Source organism: Pseudomonas sp. NUPR-002 (genome assembly GCF_056322725.1).
The window spans coordinates 2,781,522-2,801,121 of the sequence record NZ_CM150476.1 but is presented as its reverse complement, the minus strand read 5'-3'; the positions used below and the strand labels follow the sequence as shown (position 1 = coordinate 2,801,121).

At 62.2% G+C, this 19,600-nt stretch carries 17 protein-coding genes; 9 read left to right on the top strand and 8 right to left on the bottom strand.

Annotated elements, in window-relative coordinates:
• Positions 1 to 96: 96 nt before the first annotated feature.
• The 6 genes from ACVWSC_RS12715 to ACVWSC_RS12690 form a co-directional block, all read right to left on the bottom strand.
• Positions 97 to 2,352, bottom strand: coding sequence for an ATP-binding protein (locus ACVWSC_RS12715; protein ID WP_442113981.1), 2,256 nt, complete (start codon positions 2,350 to 2,352; stop codon positions 97 to 99).
• Positions 2,349 to 3,122, bottom strand: coding sequence for a substrate-binding periplasmic protein (locus ACVWSC_RS12710; RefSeq protein WP_442113980.1), 774 nt, complete (start codon positions 3,120 to 3,122; stop codon positions 2,349 to 2,351). Before ACVWSC_RS12710 ends, ACVWSC_RS12715 begins: the two co-directional genes overlap by 4 nt.
• Before the next feature lie 5 nt (positions 3,123 to 3,127).
• Positions 3,128 to 3,844: a response regulator gene (locus ACVWSC_RS12705; RefSeq protein ID WP_442113979.1), complete on the bottom strand. Its 717-nt coding sequence runs from the start codon at positions 3,842 to 3,844 to the stop codon at positions 3,128 to 3,130.
• A gap of 69 nt (positions 3,845 to 3,913) precedes the next feature.
• Positions 3,914 to 4,558 (bottom strand): TetR family transcriptional regulator C-terminal domain-containing protein, encoded by a 645-nt coding sequence (locus ACVWSC_RS12700; RefSeq protein WP_442113978.1) that lies wholly within the window; start codon positions 4,556 to 4,558, stop codon positions 3,914 to 3,916.
• Between the two features lie 105 nt (positions 4,559 to 4,663).
• A complete protein-coding gene (locus ACVWSC_RS12695; protein WP_442113977.1) occupies positions 4,664 to 5,425 on the bottom strand; it encodes a class II aldolase/adducin family protein in 762 nt (253 codons plus the stop codon).
• Between the two features lie 72 nt (positions 5,426 to 5,497).
• Complete coding sequence (locus ACVWSC_RS12690) at positions 5,498 to 6,535, bottom strand: ABC transporter substrate-binding protein (protein WP_442113976.1); 1,038 nt, start codon at positions 6,533 to 6,535, stop codon at positions 5,498 to 5,500.
• Positions 6,536 to 6,720: 185 nt separating this feature from the next.
• On the opposite strand from ACVWSC_RS12690, the gene ACVWSC_RS12685 reads away from it, so the two are divergent.
• The 3 genes from ACVWSC_RS12685 to ACVWSC_RS12675 all read left to right on the top strand — a co-directional run bounded on the left by ACVWSC_RS12685 (position 6,721) and on the right by ACVWSC_RS12675 (position 10,124).
• Positions 6,721 to 8,670, top strand: a complete 1,950-nt coding sequence (locus tag ACVWSC_RS12685) for an oxidoreductase (RefSeq protein ID WP_442113975.1) — start codon at positions 6,721 to 6,723, stop codon at positions 8,668 to 8,670.
• 65 nt (positions 8,671 to 8,735) lie between these two features.
• A complete protein-coding gene (locus tag ACVWSC_RS12680; protein ID WP_442114297.1) occupies positions 8,736 to 9,332 on the top strand; it encodes a cupin domain-containing protein in 597 nt (198 codons plus the stop codon).
• Positions 9,333 to 9,377: 45 nt separating this feature from the next.
• Positions 9,378 to 10,124 (top strand): enoyl-CoA hydratase, encoded by a 747-nt coding sequence (locus ACVWSC_RS12675; protein WP_476461732.1) that lies wholly within the window; start codon positions 9,378 to 9,380, stop codon positions 10,122 to 10,124.
• Between the two features lie 21 nt (positions 10,125 to 10,145).
• On the opposite strand, the gene ACVWSC_RS12670 is transcribed toward ACVWSC_RS12675, so the two are convergent.
• Both ACVWSC_RS12670 and ACVWSC_RS12665 read right to left on the bottom strand, forming a co-directional pair.
• Complete coding sequence (locus ACVWSC_RS12670) at positions 10,146 to 11,564, bottom strand: amidase (protein ID WP_442113973.1); 1,419 nt, start codon at positions 11,562 to 11,564, stop codon at positions 10,146 to 10,148.
• Positions 11,555 to 12,862 carry an MFS transporter gene (locus ACVWSC_RS12665; protein ID WP_442113972.1) on the bottom strand — a complete coding sequence of 436 codons (1,308 nt, stop codon included), beginning with the start codon at positions 12,860 to 12,862 and terminating at the stop codon, positions 11,555 to 11,557. Before ACVWSC_RS12665 ends, ACVWSC_RS12670 begins: the two co-directional genes overlap by 10 nt.
• A 231-nt stretch (positions 12,863 to 13,093) precedes the next feature.
• Here ACVWSC_RS12665 and ACVWSC_RS12660 point away from each other — a divergent pair, with 231 nt between their 5' ends.
• From ACVWSC_RS12660 to ACVWSC_RS12635, 6 genes are all read left to right on the top strand, one after another.
• Positions 13,094 to 14,023 carry an asparagine synthetase A gene (locus ACVWSC_RS12660; RefSeq protein WP_442113971.1) on the top strand — a complete coding sequence of 310 codons (930 nt, stop codon included), beginning with the start codon at positions 13,094 to 13,096 and terminating at the stop codon, positions 14,021 to 14,023.
• A gap of 72 nt (positions 14,024 to 14,095) precedes the next feature.
• Entirely contained in the window at positions 14,096 to 15,166 is a 1,071-nt protein-coding gene (locus ACVWSC_RS12655; RefSeq protein WP_442113970.1) for an LLM class flavin-dependent oxidoreductase, read from the top strand.
• Positions 15,159 to 16,382, top strand: coding sequence for an MFS transporter (locus ACVWSC_RS12650; RefSeq protein WP_442113969.1), 1,224 nt, complete (start codon positions 15,159 to 15,161; stop codon positions 16,380 to 16,382). The genes ACVWSC_RS12655 and ACVWSC_RS12650 overlap by 8 nt, the downstream gene beginning before the upstream one ends.
• Positions 16,379 to 16,834, top strand: a complete 456-nt coding sequence (locus ACVWSC_RS12645; RefSeq protein ID WP_442113968.1) for a cobalamin B12-binding domain-containing protein — start codon at positions 16,379 to 16,381, stop codon at positions 16,832 to 16,834. Before ACVWSC_RS12650 ends, ACVWSC_RS12645 begins: the two co-directional genes overlap by 4 nt.
• 34 nt (positions 16,835 to 16,868) lie before the next feature.
• A complete protein-coding gene (locus tag ACVWSC_RS12640) occupies positions 16,869 to 18,107 on the top strand; it encodes an ATP-grasp domain-containing protein (protein ID WP_442113967.1) in 1,239 nt (412 codons plus the stop codon).
• Positions 18,104 to 19,600, top strand: a complete 1,497-nt coding sequence (locus ACVWSC_RS12635; protein WP_442113966.1) for a hypothetical protein — start codon at positions 18,104 to 18,106, stop codon at positions 19,598 to 19,600. Before ACVWSC_RS12640 ends, ACVWSC_RS12635 begins: the two co-directional genes overlap by 4 nt.

Genomic DNA, 19,600 nt, shown 5'->3' with positions numbered 1-19,600 from the left:
GCGTGCAGTGCGGTTAGCGTCGATTATTGGAAAGCGATGTAAGGTGGCGTTGTACGTAACGATCAAAGATGTAAAAAGTCGTAACTTTTTTGTACATCAGCGCTGGATCAAGCCTTCCAGGGCCTGCAAGGCCCGCTGCAGTTGTACCTGTAACCGTTCTTGCAAGCCTTCGACGGCCTGCAGGTCGCGGGCTCGGGCAGCGTCTTCCAGCGCGCGCAACACCCGCGCCAGGCCACAGAACCCCAGCGAATCGCTGCTGCCTGCCAGGCGATGCGCCAGATGGCCGATCTCGGTGCAATCGCCGGCCTGCATGGCTTCGGCCAGTGCACTGCGGTGCTGGACAATCAACGCCTGCAGTACGCCAAGCAAGCCCTGCACCTTCTCTTCGCCCAGTAACTGACGGTGGGTTTGCAACAACGACTGGTCCAGTTCCGACGCTTCTGCCACCGTTGCGGCCAAGCCCTCTTCTGCGGCCAGCGCCTGCCGCAAACTGTCGAGTTTCAAGGGTTTGGCCAAAACACCCTGCATGCCTGCCTCGAGGCAGCTCTGCACCAATGCCGGTTGCACACTGGCGGTCAATGCCAGCATCCGCACCTGCTGGTTCGGCCCCGGTCCGCTGCGGATCTGCCGACACAGTTCAACACCGCTGATGCCCGGTAAATGCACGTCCAGCAACAGCAGGTCGAAGCGCTGTTCGCGGCACATCGCCAGGCCCTGTTCAGCCGCCTCGGCCAGCCACACGCGGTGACCGTCGCGCAGCAGCAGGCCGCTGACCACCTCGCGGTTCAACGCCACATCTTCAACCACCAGGATATCCAGCGCTGCAACCTGCGGCGCCGCCGCAATCGCCTGCACCAGCGGTTGACCGCGGGCCAGGTCAAGCTCGAACCAGAAACAACTGCCCTGCCCCTCGACGCTGTGCAGGCCAATACGGCCGTTCAGTTGCTCAACCAGATGCTTGCTGATCGCCAACCCCAAACCGGTGCCGCCGTAACGCCGGGCGACGGCCTCGCTGGCCTGGGTAAAGCGCTCGAAAATTTTCGCCTGCATCGCTTCGGCAATACCGATGCCGTTGTCGCTGACGCTGACCCGCACCTGCTGCCGCTCATCATGCTCAGCCTGCACCTCGACCCGCACGCTGACCTGCCCGCCTTCGGTGAACTTGATGGCGTTGGCCAGCAGGTTGCTCAACACCTGGCGCAGATACTGTTCGGCACCGTGTTGCCAGTCGGCAAGTCGCGGGTCGATCTGGCAGTCCAGACGGCTGGCGTTGGCCTCGGCCTTGGGCGCAAGCAGGGTCATGACTTCTTCACACAACTGGCGCAACGAAAAACTCACCGCTTCCGGGCGGCTCTCGCCTTCTTCGAGACGGGCGAAATACAGCACTTCATTAAGAATGCTCAGCAGCCCTTCTCCGGCTTTGACCAACGCTTCCAGCCGCTTCCGATCCTGACCCTGCAGCCCGGCGTCATGCAGCAGTTCAGCCATGCCGAGCATGCCGTTAAGCGGCGTGCGCAGTTCATGACTCATGGTCGCCAAAAACCGCGACTTGGCGAGGTTGGCTGACTCGGCCTCCTCTTTAGCGCGCAACAGGCTGGCGGTGCGCCGCTCGACCATCTTCTGCAGCTCATCGCGCTTGTCCTGCAAGGCCAGGCGATCCACTTCGCGGCGCTCGATATCGCTGAGAATCGCTCGGCGCATGTCGTCCAGGGCATGGGCGACAGTGTCGATTTCGTCAAAGCGCGCACCGCGACGCTTGTCCAGGCGCAGCGGTTCCTGCCAGTCGCCGGCACCCACGCGGCGGGCAAACTCGGCCATCACCTGCAAATGACGCGTGACCAGGCGATAGAACAACCCCGACAAGGCCACGGCCAAGCCACACAAGAACACACTCATCCACAACAGGCTGGTCAGCCCGGTGGCGAACAGGCGCCGGTGCACGGCGCCCAGGTCGATGCTGACCTCAAGCTCACCGAGGTGGCGCAACGGCCCCGACGGCGGCTGAAAATCCAGGGCAAAGCGCTCGATGCGCAGCGGCCCGGGCGGGTTGGCCTCGCCTTGCAGCAGATTGAAATCCGCGCTGCTCAGGCGCACCCGTGCGACATCGGAAAAGTCCACCAGACCGCGCAACTGCACGCTGATCTGCTCTTGGTTGAGGTCCCAGAGGCTGCGCTCAAGACTGGCCAGGTAGCCCACCCGAATCAACGCCATGCGCGCATCGATATCGCGCATCTCCCGGCGGTATTCGAAGTACAGCTGCACGGTACTGGCCAGCACGGTAAAGCACAGGCTGAACAACAGAATGAACAGCAACAGGCGCCTGAGCAGGCCCTCGGCATGCAGGCGGATCATCTTGCATCAGCCGGTAGGTTGATCATGTCGCGGTAGGTCACTTCGCTCTGGTGCAACCAGCGCTCGATCTCACCGCTGTCGGTCATGCGTTGCAACTGCTCATCGATATCGGCCATGCGCTGACTCAAGGGTGAATGACGCGAGACGGCGACCCGCAGGTAATCGACGCTCAAGGCCGCAGGCAAGGCCTGGATAGCCTCGGCGCCGGGCAGGCGTTCGAGGAACAGTTGCCCGGTGCGGCGCTCCTGAATGACAAAGTCGATGCGCCCACGCATCAGCTTGCCGAAGTTCTGCTGGCTGGAGGACACCCATTCGATGTTCTGATGCTCGGCCACAAAGGCATCGAAGGCCGGACCGTAGCTTTCGCCAAACAGCAGGCCGCCACGGTAACCGGCCAGGTCCTGCAGGCGTTCGAAGCGAATCGGTCGCTGGCGATTGATGAACACGGCCACCTCCTCGCGCAACACCGGCACCCTGGAAAAGCGCATGCCTTGGTCACGCTGGTCACTGTTGTAAGCCAGCACCACGTCTACCCGGCCTTCGGCAGCATCCATCAGGCAGCGCTTCCAGTTGCCCAATACCACCATTTCAACCTCGTAACCCAGGCGGGCGAACAATTCACGGACCACCGTCGGCGCCAGGCCACGCACTTGCTTGCCGTCGCTCCAGGACACCGGCGGATACACCGGGTAGTCGCAATAGCGGATACGCTCGGCGGCCTGCGAAAACGAGGCCAGCAGCACCAGCATCAGGCCCAGCCAACCGCGCATGCGGCTCAGGCCGCCACGCTGGCGGTAAACAGGTACCCGGCGCCGTGGATGGTGATGATCAGTTGTGGCTCGGCCGGGTCGTCGTGCAACTTGCGCCGTAAACGCCCGACCAGCACGTCGATGGAGCGGTCGTTGGGCACCCATTCACGGTTGCGGATCTGGTCCATCAACTGATCGCGGCTGAGGGTGTGGCCACTGTTGCGCAGAAACACACTGAGCAACTGGAACTCGCCATGGGTCAGCAGGGTTTCACTGCCTTGCGGGTCAATCAGGCGGCGGCGGTCGCTGTCCAGCGCCCAGTCGGCGAACTGTTTCAGTGCATGCTGGCTGGTTGCGGGCGGCCGCGAAGCCTGGGCATGGCGCACGCGGCGCACCAGGTTTTTGGCGCGCGACACCAGCTCACGGGGATTGAGGGGTTTGATCACATAGTCGTCGGCACCGCACTCCAGGCCGACGATGCGATCGATGTCGTCGTTGCGCCCGGTGATGAGGATGATGCCGACTTCCGAACGCACCCGCAGCTCACGGGTCAGGGTCAGGCCGTCTTTGCCCGGCAGGCGGATGTCGAGCATCACCAGGTCGACGGTGTGGCTGGCAAGAAACTGCTCGGCCTGTTCGGCGGTGTCGGCACAGTGAACGTCGTAGCCTTCCTGAGACAGGTAGGCGTGCAGCAAGTCGCGAATAAGCGGATCGTCATCGACGATCAGTACCCGAGGCGTCATTGCGTGTTGTCTCTTATAGTCGTTGTTTTTTAACCCGCGACAGCAGCGTACCTATTACTGAACGACCGATCAACAGCCCTCGGTCTGGGTGAAACGCCGGCGCCCACCGGCTTGCAGGCCATCGACCCAGGCCTCGCAGATCTGCACGCCCTGATCCGGGGTGAAGGTGCCGGGGTTAAGCCCCGATTCCAGCCACAAACCGTCAAGCAAGGCACTCAGGCTGATGGCCGCCAGATCATTGTCAAAGCCTTGCCAGCCCTCCTCTTCGGCCAAGGCGCCGAGCAGACGGCCCAGCTCGTTGCGGTACTCGCCGTAGGAGTGATCGTGCACCTGGTTGATCGCCTCGGCGGTTTTCACCGCGCCCCAGAACGCCAACCAGGCATCGAGCAACTGCGGATCGAGCAGCTCGGCGCAGAACGAGGCGCGGAAAAATGCCGAGAGGCGTTCGCGGGCATTGGGGGCGGCCTGGGCCATGGCGTCGCGAATCAGGCCCATGACCCGTCCGGTGACCGCCATGTAGGCTTCGGCGACCAGTTCATCCTTGCCCGAATAGTGGTGGCTGATCAGCCCCACCGACACCCCTGCCTCAGCCGAGATCTTGCGGATCGAGGCGCCCTGGAAGCCGTGACGTTTCAGGCACACCAGGGTCGCTTCGACCAGGTTGGCCTTGCGTAACTCGGGGATCATGCGGCTGAAACGGGCTTCCTGGCTCATTTGCGGTCTCGTTGGTGAGAGGGTTTTCGCGGGGCAAGCCCGCGCCTACCGGTAGGAGCGGGCTTGCCCTGCGATGCTGTTGAACAACTGTACAACAACTCCCGCTTAGTCGCGATAATCCGGCGCCACGCGTTGCACCAGGCGCAGCAACGCCGCCCACGCCAACTGCATGCCATCCGGATCGCTCAGTTCGCCTTCTTTGAGCGGCCGTGCAGGCTCGTTGAATTGCTGCTCGGTATGGGCACAGACCGCATCGGGCGGCAGGATTATTTCGCCAGCGGCTTGCGCTGCCAGCTGAATTTCACAGGCTTTTTCCAGATAATACATGCGCAGGAACGCCTGGCTGACGCTTTCGCCTACGGTCAGCAAGCCATGGTTACGCAGCATCAGCACCGGCTTGTCGCCCAGGTCGCGCACCAGACGTTGTTGCTCGTCCATGTCCAGCGCAATCCCTTCGTAGTCGTGGTAAGCGACCTTGCCGAAAAACTCCATGGAAATCTGGTTGACCGGCAGCAGCCCGCACTTGAGCGCGGCCACCGCACACCCGGCCTTGGTGTGGGTGTGCAGCACGCACTGGGCGTCTTCGCGGGCGCTGTGAATGGCGCTGTGAATCACGAAGCCGGCCGGATTGACCGGGTACTCAGAGGGTTCCACGGCATTGCCCTGCAGGTCGATCTTGACCAGCTTGGAGGCAGTGATTTCATCGAACATCAAGCCGTAGGGATTGATCAGAAAGTGATGTTCGGGGCCAGGAATACGCACCGAGATATGGGTGAAAATCAGGTCGGTCATGCGAAAGTGCGCGATCAGCCGGTAGCAGGCCGCCAGTTCCTGGCGCAGACGCAGTTCGGTTTCAGTCGGAGTCATTGTTGTTGTACTCAGGCAAATGGCCGGGCAGACAATAGGGCTGGACACGTGCCGGTGTCCAGCCACACTGGATTACTTACTGGCCCAGGCGTTAAAGCGTTCTTCGAGTTCGTCGCCGTGATCCACCCAGAATTCGACGTTCATCGCCAAAGCGCCTTCAAGGTTCTGTTTGGAGGTCGGCACCCAGTTGGCGAGCTTCGGATCAAGCGCTGCTGCCGCTTCGGTGTTGGTCGGTCCGTAAGGGATCTGATTGACGTAGCGCACCTGGGTGTCGGGCTGGTTGGCATAGGCGATCAGGCGCTTGGCCTGGTCGACATGCCGCGAGCCTTTGATGATCGCCCAGTAGTCCATGCCGTACAGGCTACCCGGCCACACCACGGCCAGCGGGCTGCCCTCCTGCGCGGCGACGGCGATCCGGCCACTGTAGGTCGAGGTCATGACCACGTCGCCAGCGCTGAGCCACTGCGCCGGTTGCGCGCCGGCTTCCCACCACTGGATGTAAGGTTTGAGTTCAGTGAGTTTGGCAAACGCGCGGTCAACGCCCTGTGGCGTGGCCAATACGCTGTAAACGTCTTCGGCCTTGACGCCGTCGGCCATCAGGGCAAATTCCAGGTTATAGACCGCACGCTTGCGCAGGCCGCGCTTGCCAGGAATTTTCTGCACGTCCCAGAAGTCGGCCCATGAGGCGGGTGCCTGGGCCAGTTTGTTGCGGTCGTAGGCAATCGCCACGCTCCACACCAGCACCGCCGAGCCGCATTCCTGGGCAGCATCGGGGATCAGCTGTTCGGCGCGGCCAAGCTTGGCCCAGTCAAGCCGTTCGTACATGCCCTCTTCACAGCCGCGCATCAAATCCGGGGCTTCGATCATCACCAGGTCCCAATCGACGTTGCCGGTGTCGACCATCACTTTGATCCGCGCCATTTCACCGTTGTATTCACTCTGGATCAGTTTGCTGCCGTCCTGGGCACTGAACGGCTGAAAGATCGCCGCATCCTGGGCTTTCTGGCCAGCGCCGCCGTAGGCCACGACCACCATATCGGGCGCGGCCTGGGCACTGCCAAGGGCAAGGGCGAGCAGCCAGGCAGACCGTTTGAGCAGGTTCGATGTCATCAGTGATTCCTCATGCTGGTACCGCGCCGGGCGCGGTCCGTTTTCTTGTTGTTGTGAGGTGCACCCCAGGACTCGGGGTGAATCGAAAGCTAGCCAAGGCCCAGTAAAAAAACAAGTTGATTTTTTACTGTCGGTACACTTCTATAGAAAATATAAAAACAACAACCCGCTGGAGCCTGCACAGCATGTCGACCTTCACGCACCTGTTCGAACCGCTGTACATCCGTGGCAAACGCCTGAAGAACCGCATCATGTCCAGCGGTCACGACACCTCGATTCCCACCGACAACCTGGTCAATGAGCGCTTGATCGCCTACCACAAAGCCCGTGCCGAGGGCGGCGTTGGCCTGATCGTGCTGCAGGTGGCCGGGGTGCACGACAGCGCGCGCTACACCTCGCATGTGCTGATGGCCACCGACGATGCCTGCATCGAGGGCTACCGTCAGTTGGCCGAGACCTGCCATGCCCACGGCACGGTGGTGCTGTCGCAGATCTTCCACCCCGGGCGGGAAATCATGGAGTCCAGCGATGGCCTGCTGGCCGTGGCCTATTCCGCCTCGGCAGTGCCCAATGAACGCTTTCGGGTGATGCCGCGCGCCCTCGATCAGGTGATGATCGACGAGATCGTGCAAGGCTATGCCGATGCTGCCCGGCGCCTGCACCAGGCCGGGCTGGATGGCGTCGAAGTGGTCGCCAGTCACGGCTATCTGCCGGCGCAGTTCATCAACCCCAGGGTCAATCGCCGCAGCGATGGCTACAACGGCGGGCTGGAACAGCGCCTGCGTTTTGTGCGTGAAGTCATTGCCGCCGTGCGCGCCGCCACCACGCCTGAGTTCATCATCGGCCTGCGCATCAGTGCCGATGAGCGCGATGCCGAAGGCCTGACCGAGGACGAATCGCTGGCCGCCGTGCAGGTGCTGCAACAGGAACTCGACTACGTCCATATCGTTGCCGGTACCTCGGCCTCGCTGGGCGGCGCCGTGCATATCGTGCCGCCGATGGCTATCGAAGCGGCGTACCTGGCCCGTGAGGCCGGCACCTTCAAGGCCAGCCTGTCGATTCCGCTGTTCGTGACCGGGCGCATCAATCAACCACAGGAGGCCGAGTTGATCCTGGCCCGTGGCCAGGCCGATGTCTGCGGCATGACCCGCGCGCTGATCTGCGACCCGCAGATGCCCAACAAAACCGATAGTGGCCGTGCTGAAGACGTGCGCGCCTGCATCGCCTGCAATCAGGCCTGTATCGGTCACTTCCACCGCGGCCTGCCGATTTCCTGTATCCAGCACCCGGAGACCGGGCGTGAACAACAGTTCGGCCACCTGCAGTCCGCGTCTGCGCGCAAACGCATTCTGGTCGCCGGAGGTGGCCCGGCAGGTATGAAGGCGGCGGCGGTGGCGGCGGCGCGCGGTCATCAGGTAACCCTGTACGAAGCCAGCGCGCAACTCGGCGGTCAGGTGCTGCTCGCCCAATTGCTGCCGCGCCGCGCCGAGTTCGGCGGCGCCAGCACCAACCTGCAGCGCGAAATGCAGTTGGCTGGGGTCGAGGTGGTGCGCAATACCCGGGTCGACCGCGCCCTGGTGGAGCGCGAAAAGCCCGATCTGGTTATCGTCGCCACCGGTGCCGAGCCCTACTGGCCAAGCTTCGAGCGCGCGGGTGATCTGCAGGTAGTCGATGCCTGGCAGGTGCTACGCGACGAGGTCACGCTCGGACGCTCGGTGCTGGTGGTGGACTGGCGTTGCGACTGGATCGGCCCGGGCATTGCCGAGCGCCTGGTGCGCAATGGGCATCAGGTGCAGTTGGCCGTCAATGGCACCCACTGCGGCGAGAGCCTGCCGCTGTACGTGCGCGACCAGATGGCCGGTGAGCTGCATAAGCTCGGCATCCCGATTACCCCCTACGCCCGCCTCTATGGCAGCGATGACAGCACCGTGTACCTGCAACACACCGCCAGCGGCGAGCCGATGATCTTTGAAGACATCGACACCCTGGTCCTGTGCCAGGGTCATCAGCCGGTCGACGATTTGGCGCAGGCGCTCAGCGGCCTGGTGGACGTCAAACGCATCGGCGATTGCCTGGCGCCACGTACTGCCGAAGAAGCCATTTACGAAGGATTGAAAGTCGCCTGGACGCTGTGAGCCTGTTTATACTCCGGGGCTTTGCAGCGTGCGGTCCGGAGCACCCCATGAGCAACAATAGCAAGATGCCGCCCGGCGGCGCCGTTCCCAGCCAGGAAGGCGCCACCGCCCCGCAGTTTCTCGGCACGCGCATCCGCGGCCTGCGCAAGCGCCGCGGCATGACCCTGGCCGAGCTGGCCCAGCAGAGCGAACTGACGGCTGGCTACATCAGCCAGTTGGAGCGCAACCTGTCGTACCCGTCGATTCCGGCGCTGTTCAACATCGCCCGCAGCCTGGGCGTCACCATCCAGTGGTTCTTCGCCAGCGAAACCAGCACCGACCCTGCCGACAACGGCTATGTCGTGCGAAAAAACAGCCGCCTGAGCGTGCACTACGAAGACGGCATCGTTGACCAGTTGCTCAGCCCGCAACCGAACCGCGAACTGGAAATGCTCCATTCACGCTTCCCGCCTGGCACCTACAGCCAGCAGAGTTACAGCCACGACGGCGAAGAAGCCGGCTACCTGCTCTCGGGCAGTTTCGAGCTGTGGGTCGGCGATCGTTACTTCCAGCTCAGCGAAGGTGACAGCTTCAGCTTTTCCAGCCAGGAGCCGCACCGCTATGGCAACCCTGGCGAGGTCGATGCCGTGGTGATCTGGGTGATTACGCCGCCGACCTTCTGACCTGCTTTGCACACATTCCCGGCACAACAACAATAAAGGCTTGCCATGAACGACCCGATTACCCGCGACCTGCACAACGGCGTACTGACCCTGACCTTCAACCGGCCAGACAAACTCAACGCCATGAACAACGCCCTGTACAGCCTGTTCGGCGATATGCTGCAGGCCGCCAGTGGCGACCCGCAGGTCGATGTGATTGTCATCACCGGTGGCGCGCAGTGCTTCAGCGCCGGTAACGACCTCAAGGATTTTCTCGACAACCCGCCCAGCGACATGGACAGCCCGGTGTTTCGCCTGATGCGCATCGTCCTGGCCCTGGACAAACCGCTGATTGCCGCGGTCAGCGGCGCGGCCATCGGCATTGGCACGACCCTGCTGTTGCACTGCGACCAGGTGCTGGTCAGCCGCAGTGCCAAACTGCGCATGCCCTTCGTGCCGCTGGGCCTGTGCCCGGAGTTCGGCTCCAGCCTGTTGTTGCCCCGCCTGCTGGGGCACGCGCGTGCGGCGCGCTTGCTGTTGTGCAATGAACTGCTCAGTGGCGAACAGGCCGTGCAGTGGGGCCTGGCCAACGAACTGCACGAAGACGGCGAGCAGTGCCTTGCCGCCGCCCAGCAATTGGCCCAGCGCCTGCAGGCGTTACCGCAGGAAGCCCTGCGGATCAGCAAGCGTTTGCTCAAGGACGCCCACCGGGCAGAGCTTGAAGCCTGTGTGCAGCGTGAAGGGTTGCTGTTCATCGAACGCCTGCATACCCCCGAAGCGAAGGCGGCGTTGCGGACGTTGGTCAAGGACTGACGACGCCCCGGCGTTGGTCAGTTACAAAGCTGGCAACCTGGGCCAGTTGTTGATCGGCCCACGCCAGTGCTCATAGGTCTTGGCCATTTGCAGCAACCAGTGGTCGGCAAAGCGTGGCCCCACCAGTTGCAGGCCGATGGGCATCCCTTGGTCAGTGAAACCGCAGTTGATCGACAGCGCCGGCTGTTCGCCCATGTTCCACGGTACGGTGAAGGCGATGTGTTCGAACGGCAGCGCAGGATCGTTGGTCGGTGATGCCCAATAGGCCGGGAAGGCGTTGACTTGATTGGTGGGCGAAATCAACAGGTCGAACTCACTGAACAATGCCGCGGCGCGACGGCGAATCTCGAAGGTCTGGTTGAAGCCTTCTACCGCCTGCTGCGCGGTCAGTACCTGCGCACCCTCGGCCCACTCGCGAATGTACGGCAACACCTGCTCCAATCGGTGCGGGGCCAGGGTTTGCAACTGGCTCCATTGACGTGCCCGCCAAAAGTGGTCGAGACCGCGCAGTAGCGCCCTGTTCATGACCGGTGCGGCCTCCCTGACCTGGGCTCCGTGACGCTCGAACACGCGTGCGGCATCACCTACCGCCGCCAGTGTTTGCTCGCAGGGCTGCAGGCCAACACCCGGATCCGTAATCAAGCCGACCCGCAAGCCTTGAACCGACTGGGTGTTCAGCCCCCAGTCACAGTCTATCGGCGGCAAGCTGGTGGCGTCGCGGGCATCGGGCCGGCTCAGGTAGCGCATCATCAGCGCGCAATCATCCAGATTACGGGTCATCGGGCCGGCACAACGGCCGGTGTAGTACGGATCGACCGGCACGCGCCCCAATGTCGGCTTGAAGCCCACCAGCCCACACCAGGCCGCAGGCAAGCGTATTGAGCCACCAATGTCGGTGCCGATATGCAGAGGTCCGTAGCCTGCTGCTGCCGCTGCAGCAGCCCCCGCACTTGAGCCACCCGGATTATTGCTCAGGTCCCATGGGTTGCGGGTCAGCCCGTACAGGCTCGACAAGCCGGAGGACAACATGCCGAAATCAGGCACAGTGGTTTTGCCCAGGATGATCGCCCCCTCTTCACGCATGCGTGCTGCTGGCGGCGCATCAACCAGTTCGGGGACCGCCACGGTAGCCGCGCAGCCCAGGCCGATTGCGTCGCCTTGGGTGGCGATCAGCTCTTTGATCGTCACCGGCAAACCGTCCAGCAGCCCCTGCGGGCGGCCTTGACTCCAGCGTTGCGTGGACGCCCGCGCCTGGTCGCGCACTTGCTGCGGATCGAAAGCGCACAGCGCGTGCAGGTAAGGCTCGCAATGCTCGATATGGCTCAGCAGGTGCTCGTAGTATTCCAGGGGTGACAAGGCTTTATTGGCAAACAGCGCCAGCAGCTGCGTTGCCGAGTAATCATGCAGATCACCGACGCTGTTCCTGTGAGTTAAGGGCATAAGACCTCCATGTCCGCCGGGCGAGCACTTTTGTTGCTGCCGTACATCCACGCTGTGCACACACCAACAGCGCCCATGAGCAGGCTGAATGCCACGCAAGACCAGGCACTCCAGGGCATGAGCGCAATAAGCGTCAACGGCGTGATGCTGGCCCACAGCGCATAAGCCATGTTGTAGGTCAGGGAAATGCCCGAGACCCGCACACGCGGCGGGAACAGTCCCACCATCAGCGATGGCACCACACCGACCACGCCGCAGCTCAACCCCGCCAGCGCGTATGCCAGGCTGACCAGTGAGCTGCCGCTGACCAGGCAGGCATACAGCAACGTCACCCCCAGTGGCAGCAAAACGCTGTAGAGCATCAGCGCACGCCAGGCGCCGATGCGGTCAGCCAGCATGCCGGCGAGCACGCAGCCGATGTTCAGAAACACTATGCCAAGGCTACTGAGGGCAAAGGTCTGACTGGCACTGATGGCAAAGCTTTTTTGCATCACCGTGGGGGTTACCACCACCAGCACGACCACCGCCGAGGTCAACACGCAGGTCAGCAACATGGCCGGCACGATCGCGCGGCGATGCTCACGCACCACCCTGCGCAGCGGCAATTGCGGATCGATTTCTCGTCGTTGCTGCAGGGCAATGAACACGGGTGTTTCGCTGAGCCAGCGCCGCAGCCATACCCCCACCAGGCCAAACACGCCGCCCAGAAGGAAGGGAATTCGCCAGGCGTAATCAAGGATCTCGGCCGGGCTGTAGGTGCGCGCCAGCCAGGTGGCCATCAATGCCCCCAGCAGGTAGCCGAAGGTCAGTCCTGCCTGCAGGATGCCCAGCGCATAACCGCGATGACCGGCAGGCGCATGCTCAGCCACAAAGACCCAGGCACTGGGCACTTCGCCCCCCACTGCTGCGCCTTGCAGTACACGCAGCAGCAACAACAGCAGGGGTGCCCAGTAACCGATCTGTTCGTAGGTGGGCATCACGCCAATCAGCAGGCAGGGCAACGCCATCATCAGGATGCTCAGGCTGAACATCCGCTTGCGCCCCAGGCGGTCAGCAAAATGGGCCATGAGAATGCCGCCCAGGGGCCGTGCCAGATAACCCGTTACAAAAATTCCAAAGCTTTGCAGCAGACGCAACCATTCCGGCATCTGCGCGGGAAAGAACAGTTCACTGAGCGTCAGCGCAAAGAACACGAAGATGATGAAGTCGTAAATTTCCAGGGCGCCGCCCAAGGCCGCCAGGCCCAACGTCTTGTAGTCGGAGCGGGAGAAACGACGCAGATCAACGGGGGCCGTCATAACGCCTCTTTGCACAGATCCTGGGATACGACAGCGACTCAACCGTGTCGCAGCGATCGCAGCACAGGCCCTGATAGCACTGGCAACGACCCGCCAATGCTCTGCGCAATGATTACAAGGGGCAACACAAACGAGGCGCTGGGTCGCTTTTTAGCGAAAATCTGTACATTGAGTTTTCACCGCTTTCACCAATAATCGGGCGCTCCCCACCTCTCGAACATTGAGCGCAACATGGAAGAAGTTCAGCGTAAATTCGACGATTTTTCGCACCCAGACGTAGGTGCAATAGCCATTATTCGCGGCCGAATGCTCCAGGCTTTGCAGCAGTACCTGCTCGAGCGCGACTTCAAACAGCTGTTGCCCATCCTCATGTCGCCGATCACCGACCCGTTGAATCATGCGGTGTACCCAGCCGAGCTTCAGTACCAGGAACGTCGCCTGAAGCTGACGGCCAGCATGATCTTCCACAAGCAATTGGCGTTGACCGCCAATGATCACGAACGGATCTTCATCGTCGCGCCGAACATTCGCCTGGAGAAGCCCGAGATCAAAGACTCGGTCAACCATCTGCTGGAGTTCTCTCAGTTCGACTTCGAAATCCGTCATGGCGATATGCACCAAGCCATGGCCCTGATCGAAGGCCTGATCAAGTACACCCTGGCCGAAGTGAGCCAGCACTGTGCCCCGCAGCTGGCACAGCTGGGGCGGCAGCTCCCGCACTACAGCACCGCTTTCCCGGTGTACAGCTCAGATGAGTTACGGGCAGAGTACGGCGACGATTTCGAAAAAATCATGTCGGCCAAGGCGCACACCCCGTTCTTCGTGACCAACTACAAACGCGAGTTCTATGACCGCGAGACGCCTGGCACGCGCGGCAAGTACAACAATTACGATCTGATTTACCCCGACGGGTACGGTGAGGCGCTGTCGGGTGCCGAACGCGAATTCGAGTACGAGCAGATTCTCTACCGTATGCAGGAGCTGAGCATGGATCTGGGTCCGTTTGCCAACTACCTTGAGTTCGCCCGGCGCGGGCTGCTGCACCCAAGCGCAGGCGGCGGCCTGGGCATCGAACGGTTCCTGAAGTTCATCTGCGGTAAACGCCATATCCGCGATGTCGCGCTGTTCGATCGCACTGTCGGTAGCAACTTCCTGTTCTGACCCTTCCCCTTGTCCACCTCTCTCTCACCTGCCGCCCTGCGGCAGGCGACGGACTTCGCCTGGAGTAATCCCATGCCCGCTCTACGTATTCACTGGTGCTCGTCCCTCGACAGTGGCCAACAGAAGGCCAGCGAGAAGTACAACACCGGGGCGCTGGACTTTGCTGGAATCGTCGACTTCGCCCAGGAAGCCGACGAGTTGGGGATCGATTCGCTGCTAATGGGCATCAGCTATCACATGCCCGATCCGCTGCCGATGATCGGTGCGCTGGTGCGCGAGACCAGCCGGGTCAAGTTCATCCTCGCCTACCGCCCAGGCCTGCTGCCGCCGACGCTGTTCACCCAGATCGTCAACACCGTGTCATGGATGTCTGACAAGCGGATTGCCTTGAACCTGGTCGCCGGCATCTCGCCGGATGAACAAGCCTTTTACGGCGACTTTGTCGCTCACGACGGCCGCTACGAGCGCACCCGGGAATTCCTCGACATTCTCCACCGCTTCTGGAAAGGCGAAAGCCCGCTGAGCCATCAAGGCGATCACTACCGCATCGAGCAAGCGCAATTGGGGCTGCCCTACAAAGACCATGAGCGGCCGCAGATTTATCTCAGTGGAGCTTCGGCAATTGCGCAAGACATTGCGGTGTCGCACAGCGATTGCTGGCTGCGTTACGGCGACACCCCCGAAGGCATCGCTGCCGCCAGCCGCAGCGTACTCGAGCGCGGCTGCTCGGTGGGTATTCGCATGCACATCCTGGCCCGCGAAACCCGTGAAGAAGCCTTGGCGGCGGTTGAGCAGATGATGCAAAACCCCGACGAGCAACACCGCGAATGGGTACGCAACTTTGTTGCCCGTTGCGACTCCGAAGCGGTTAAAACCTCGTTCCGCCTGGCCGAAGGCGCCGAGCACGACTGGCTTTCACCGATGCTCTGGTCGGGTGCCGTGGCCTATCGCGGCGGCCCGGCACTGTGTGTGGTGGGTAGCTACCAGGAAGTCGCCGAATACCTGATCGAGTACAAGAAAGTCGGCGTCAGCGAGTTCATTTTCTCCGGCTGGCCAACCCGCGACGAGATGCGTGGCTTTTGCCGCCATGTGTTGCCTCGTTTGCGCGCACTTGAAGCACAGCTGGATCACCAGCATGCGTGACAGCCGCACGCTACGGCGATTTGGTGGCGGCTTGCTGTGCGCCCTGCTGGCCGAACAGACGGTGCTGTTTGCGGTGCCGTTGTTGGTGTACCAGCTGTCGGGCAGCGTACGCCTCTCCGGGGTGGTGTTTGCCCTGGAGTGGCTGCCGGCCTTGCTCGCCTACCCGTTCGCCGGCCTGCTGGCCGATCGCTTTGGCGGGCGCTTGCTGTTTCGTCAGGCCAATAACGCACGTGCCGCCAGCCTCGGGTTGACCGTGCTGCTGTGTTGGTACAGCCCTGGCCTGACCCTCTGGGCGTTGGCCCTCAACGGCATCGTCCTGTCGCTGCTGATGGCGCCGGTGCGCATGGCGGTAGAGAAAAGCGTGCCGCTGATTGCCGCGCCGCAACGCCTGGCACATACCCAGTCGTTAGTGCAGAACATCGAACTGCTGGCCATGGCCCTGGGCCCGGCACTGGCAGCGTTACTGGCGTTCTACACCTCCAAACTGGTGCTGTTGGCGCTGGCAGCGCTGGCCTTTGCCACGGCCGCGCAGTGCTGGCAGCACATGCCCAACCAGGCGGCACAAAAGCCACCTGCCGCGCTGTTCGACGAGCTGAAGCTGGGCTGGCGCCTGCTGCTGAGCAATCCGCCGGTGCTGTCGCTGGCAGCGCTGAACTTCACCATCAACCTGGCCTTCGCCTGCGTGTTGAGCGCCAACGCGTTCCTGATCAGCGGTGTATTTCAGGCCCCCGACGGGGTGTTTGGTCTGATGAACGCTGGCGCCGGTGCGCTGGGCATTGCCAACTTTCTGCTAGTGCCGCGGCTGCTGCGGCACATGAGCATCTATCGGCTTGGCGCCTGGGGCTTCGCCCTGCTGTGCCTGGGGCTGTTGTGCATGGGCATCGCCAGCGGCGTGTGGATGTATGCCGTCAGCTTCGTGCTGGCCATGTCGGGCTGCGCGCTGTTCAACGTGTTCAACCGCACGCAGCGCATCAAGGCTATTGCCCGTGAGCATCTGGGCAAAGTCATGGGCCCGTTCTATCTGGTCAACCTGCTGTCCTACCCGCTGGGCGGCCTGCTGACCGCCAGCATTGGTCACGCCTATGGTGCCCAGGCGCTGATTCTGGCGCTGGCCATTTTGCTCAGCGTGCCCGGCACCTGGCTGCTGCTGCTCACGACCCGCCGCTTTCGCGCGGCACTTGAAATCCCCCCTTATGCCATGGAGGCGAATACATGAAAGGCGCACACCGCTGTTTGCTGGCTACTGTCGAGTCCGACGCGCACATGTGGAACCTGGTCTACCTGCAGCTGTGGCTGGGCGAACATGGCCTGCAGGTCAAGAACCTCGGCAGTTGCACACCGGTTCACAGCATTTTGCAGGCACTGGCGCAAGGGCAGACACAGTTGCTGGTGATCAGCAGCGTCAACGGTCATGGCCATTACCAGGGGCTGGCGTTGATCCGCGAGGTCCGCCAGCACTACCCAAAACTGCCCTGTGTGATCGGCGGCAAGCTGACGACTTCGCAAGCACAGACGCTAGCCGTGCGCCAGGAATTGCTGGCCGCAGGCTTCGATCAAGTCTTCATCGAAGACGACGCCATCGCCGCCTTCGAAACCTACTTGAGTCGCCTGGAGTTCGCCGTGCCGGCACTCGTGCCGGCTGCCGACCTGCAGGCCTTGCGCACCTGAAGCCAGCCCTTCCCCACTTTTAAGGATCTTTGCCATGCACATCGTCATCGTCAACCGCTGGCCACGCTTCCATGATCAGACACGCTGGGACAATGAGCTGACCCAGTACGAACATTTCTTCGACCATCAACAACACCGCATCAGTTACGTCGTCGACGGCCCCGGTGCTGAAGGCGTGCTGGCGCCCCGTGAGCAGATCGCTCATTGGGTCCAGGTTGACGACGTCAACCGCTATGAGCAGTTGTTGGCGGCGGTGAGCGAGGTCATCGCCAAGGTCGGGCCGGTCGATCTGCTGATCGCGCTTTCCGAGTTCACCCTGGAGATTGCGGCTCAGGTACGCAAAACCCTGAACATCCCCGGCCACGGCCCCGAGCAAGTGGCGGCGTACCGCGACAAAGCGCGGATGAAGGAAGTGTTGCAGGCCCAGGGCGTGGCAGTCCCCGCATTCAGCCGCTGCCAGTCGATTGAGCAGGCGCTGGCGTTTGCCGAATCGGTCGGCTATCCGGTGATCATCAAACCGCTGGACGGCGCGGCCAGTATCGGCGTCGCCAAGGTGCCTGACGCCCAGACGCTGCGCACGCTGCTGGCAGAGGTGGTGCTGGAGCGCTACGAAATAGAAGCCTTCATTACCGGGCAGGTCTACCACATTGACGGCTTCACCGACGCCCTCTGCCAAGTGCCCTTTCAGGTGGTGTCACGCTACGTCAACAGTTGCCTGGAATTCGCCAGCAGCCAGCCGCTGGGATCGGTCATCCTCCAGCGCTCAGCACTGCGCACGCGGCTCGAAGCCTTCAGCAAGCGCTGCCTGCAAGCCTTGCGACTGAGCGACAGCGCTTTTCATCTGGAGGTCTTCGTCACCGCCGAGGGCGACATCGTGTTTCTGGAAGTCGGCGGCCGAGTGGGTGGCAGTGAAGTGCCGCACCTGATCAACAAGGTGTTTGGCGTCAACCTGTATGAGCACTGGCTCAAACGCCTGGTCGGCACGCCGGTGCCGTCGCCAGCTCCGGGCCAGGACCTGAGCGGCGGTTGGCTGGTGATCCCGAAACCGGCGCAACTGCCGTGCCGGGTTATCCAGGCGCAAGCGCCCACCCCTGCCGTACCGAGCTTGTGGCGTGCACTGCTGCCAGAACCAGGCCAGGTGCTGGAGGCAGGCGGCAGCTATGACGCCCTGCACAGCGGCCGGTTTATTTTCACCGATGCCAGCGAAGCCGACATCGAACGCGATATCCAGCACGTCATCACACACTTTCAATTCCAGGCGGAACCGCTATGAATATCGCCGTCACCTTACCTGCAACCGATGCCGTGCTGCTGGGCAAACTCAATCGCTACCTCAGTGCGGTAGACCGCAGTGCCGTGGTAACACTGGGCGAGCGCCTGATCGCGGCAGCCGGTGGCATCGATGCCCTGCCCGCTTACAAACTGCTGGTTGCCTATGGCGGTGGCAAAGACAGCTCCTACACGGTGTCACTGATTCGCGCCGTGCAGTTGCAGTTGAATGTGCTCCACGGCCAGACCTTCCAGTTGCGCATCGCCAACATGCGCCACGCCGGTGTGCCGGATGCGGTGATGGCTAACATCGACCGCGTCTACCGGGCCCTGAACCTGTATGACGATGAGCGCGTGGAAGTGCTGGTGGTCGACCATCAGCAGATCCGCCCGTTCGAACGCACCCTGCCATTTCCGCAGGCCGTGCGTGACATCAACCGCTTCGACGTACTGATGAACGGCCACCGCACCGCTGGCGACGGCCGCCCGACGTTCTGCAACAGTTGCAACCTGGCCGTCGCCGACTTCTATGGTCGCGCCGCCTGGTGGCAAGGCGGGGTCAACGCCGTGGTTACCGGTGACTCACGCAAGGAGCAAAAGCACTACTTCACCTGGATCATGCGCCTGGCCGAGCGCCTGGGCCTGGATGTAGCCACCTGCCGGCGCGAAGGCTTTCGTGGCTTGCTGCAAGCCCTCGATGGCGTGGCCCAGCATTACTTTGTCGAACTGTTCGGTGAAGGCTTCGATCAGCAGCGTGCCGAACGTCGCGTGGCCAGCGGCAGTGCCAGCGCCGACCCGCAATTCATCAGCATCTACGATCTGGTCAGCTACCGGGTGGATGACCATTGGGAACTGATCACCGAGTTTCTCGATTTCCGCTTCGAAGAACTGGCATTCAGCTTCACTGAATCAGACTGTGCCAACCCCATGTTGATGGCGCATTTTCGTGGCCTCAAAGCGCAATACGTGCAAGGTCGCAGCTACCACCAGGGCATCGACGAGTACCTGGAGCTGGCTAAGGCGCTGATGCACAAAAAAGAGATGCCCGAGCGCCTGATCCAGCTGGCCTTGGCGCCCTACCGCGACGCGCAGGGCAAGGACGCACGCCGGGCCTTGGCCAACCGCTTTGCCGCTGAGGCCTTTGGCCTGGATGAATGCCAGCTCATCTGCTTGCAGTTCGCCCCGTTTGTCGACCGCGGCCGCGCGTTGTCGCGGTATATCACCCTGTGCCATCCGCAGCGCCTGGGTGACGTGCAGCGCCTGCATCAGGTGCTGGCCGGCGACCTCGAAGACCCGGCCTTGAGCCTGTGGCTGAACCAGGTCAGTGGCTTGCCGTTGACTGCCGTGCGCAGCCTGTATGCTCATGACCTGATCGATTTCAACAGTGACCGCAGCCTGATCGCGCGGGTGCGTGCCGGTGACCCGCACAAAGGACGAATCACCCACCAGGACCCGGTGTCAGGTGCGCAAGTGGTCGAACTGGTTTCGGGACGTTGA

Bases quoted from the DNA above. Each gene is read 5' to 3' on its own strand.
- ACVWSC_RS12710 (WP_442113980.1), bottom strand. From the start codon at position 3,122: ATGCGCGGTTGGCTGGGCCTGATGCTGGTGCTGCTGGCCTCGTTTTCG.
- ACVWSC_RS12690 (WP_442113976.1), bottom strand. From the start codon at position 6,535: ATGACATCGAACCTGCTCAAACGGTCTGCCTGGCTGCTCGCCCTTGCC.
- ACVWSC_RS12640 (WP_442113967.1), top strand. From the start codon at position 16,869: ATGCACATCGTCATCGTCAACCGCTGGCCACGCTTCCATGATCAGACA.
- ACVWSC_RS12680 (WP_442114297.1), top strand. From the start codon at position 8,736: ATGCCGCCCGGCGGCGCCGTTCCCAGCCAGGAAGGCGCCACCGCCCCG.
- ACVWSC_RS12670 (WP_442113973.1), bottom strand. From the start codon at position 11,564: ATGCCCTTAACTCACAGGAACAGCGTCGGTGATCTGCATGATTACTCG.
- ACVWSC_RS12660 (WP_442113971.1), top strand. From the start codon at position 13,094: ATGGAAGAAGTTCAGCGTAAATTCGACGATTTTTCGCACCCAGACGTA.
- ACVWSC_RS12695 (WP_442113977.1), bottom strand. From the start codon at position 5,425: ATGACTCCGACTGAAACCGAACTGCGTCTGCGCCAGGAACTGGCGGCC.
- ACVWSC_RS12655 (WP_442113970.1), top strand. From the start codon at position 14,096: ATGCCCGCTCTACGTATTCACTGGTGCTCGTCCCTCGACAGTGGCCAA.
- ACVWSC_RS12645 (WP_442113968.1), top strand. From the start codon at position 16,379: ATGAAAGGCGCACACCGCTGTTTGCTGGCTACTGTCGAGTCCGACGCG.
- ACVWSC_RS12650 (WP_442113969.1), top strand. From the start codon at position 15,159: ATGCGTGACAGCCGCACGCTACGGCGATTTGGTGGCGGCTTGCTGTGC.
- ACVWSC_RS12705 (WP_442113979.1), bottom strand. From the start codon at position 3,844: ATGACGCCTCGGGTACTGATCGTCGATGACGATCCGCTTATTCGCGAC.
- ACVWSC_RS12635 (WP_442113966.1), top strand. From the start codon at position 18,104: ATGAATATCGCCGTCACCTTACCTGCAACCGATGCCGTGCTGCTGGGC.
- ACVWSC_RS12685 (WP_442113975.1), top strand. From the start codon at position 6,721: ATGTCGACCTTCACGCACCTGTTCGAACCGCTGTACATCCGTGGCAAA.
- ACVWSC_RS12715 (WP_442113981.1), bottom strand. From the start codon at position 2,352: ATGATCCGCCTGCATGCCGAGGGCCTGCTCAGGCGCCTGTTGCTGTTC.
- ACVWSC_RS12675 (WP_476461732.1), top strand. From the start codon at position 9,378: ATGAACGACCCGATTACCCGCGACCTGCACAACGGCGTACTGACCCTG.
- ACVWSC_RS12665 (WP_442113972.1), bottom strand. From the start codon at position 12,862: ATGACGGCCCCCGTTGATCTGCGTCGTTTCTCCCGCTCCGACTACAAG.
- ACVWSC_RS12700 (WP_442113978.1), bottom strand. From the start codon at position 4,558: ATGAGCCAGGAAGCCCGTTTCAGCCGCATGATCCCCGAGTTACGCAAG.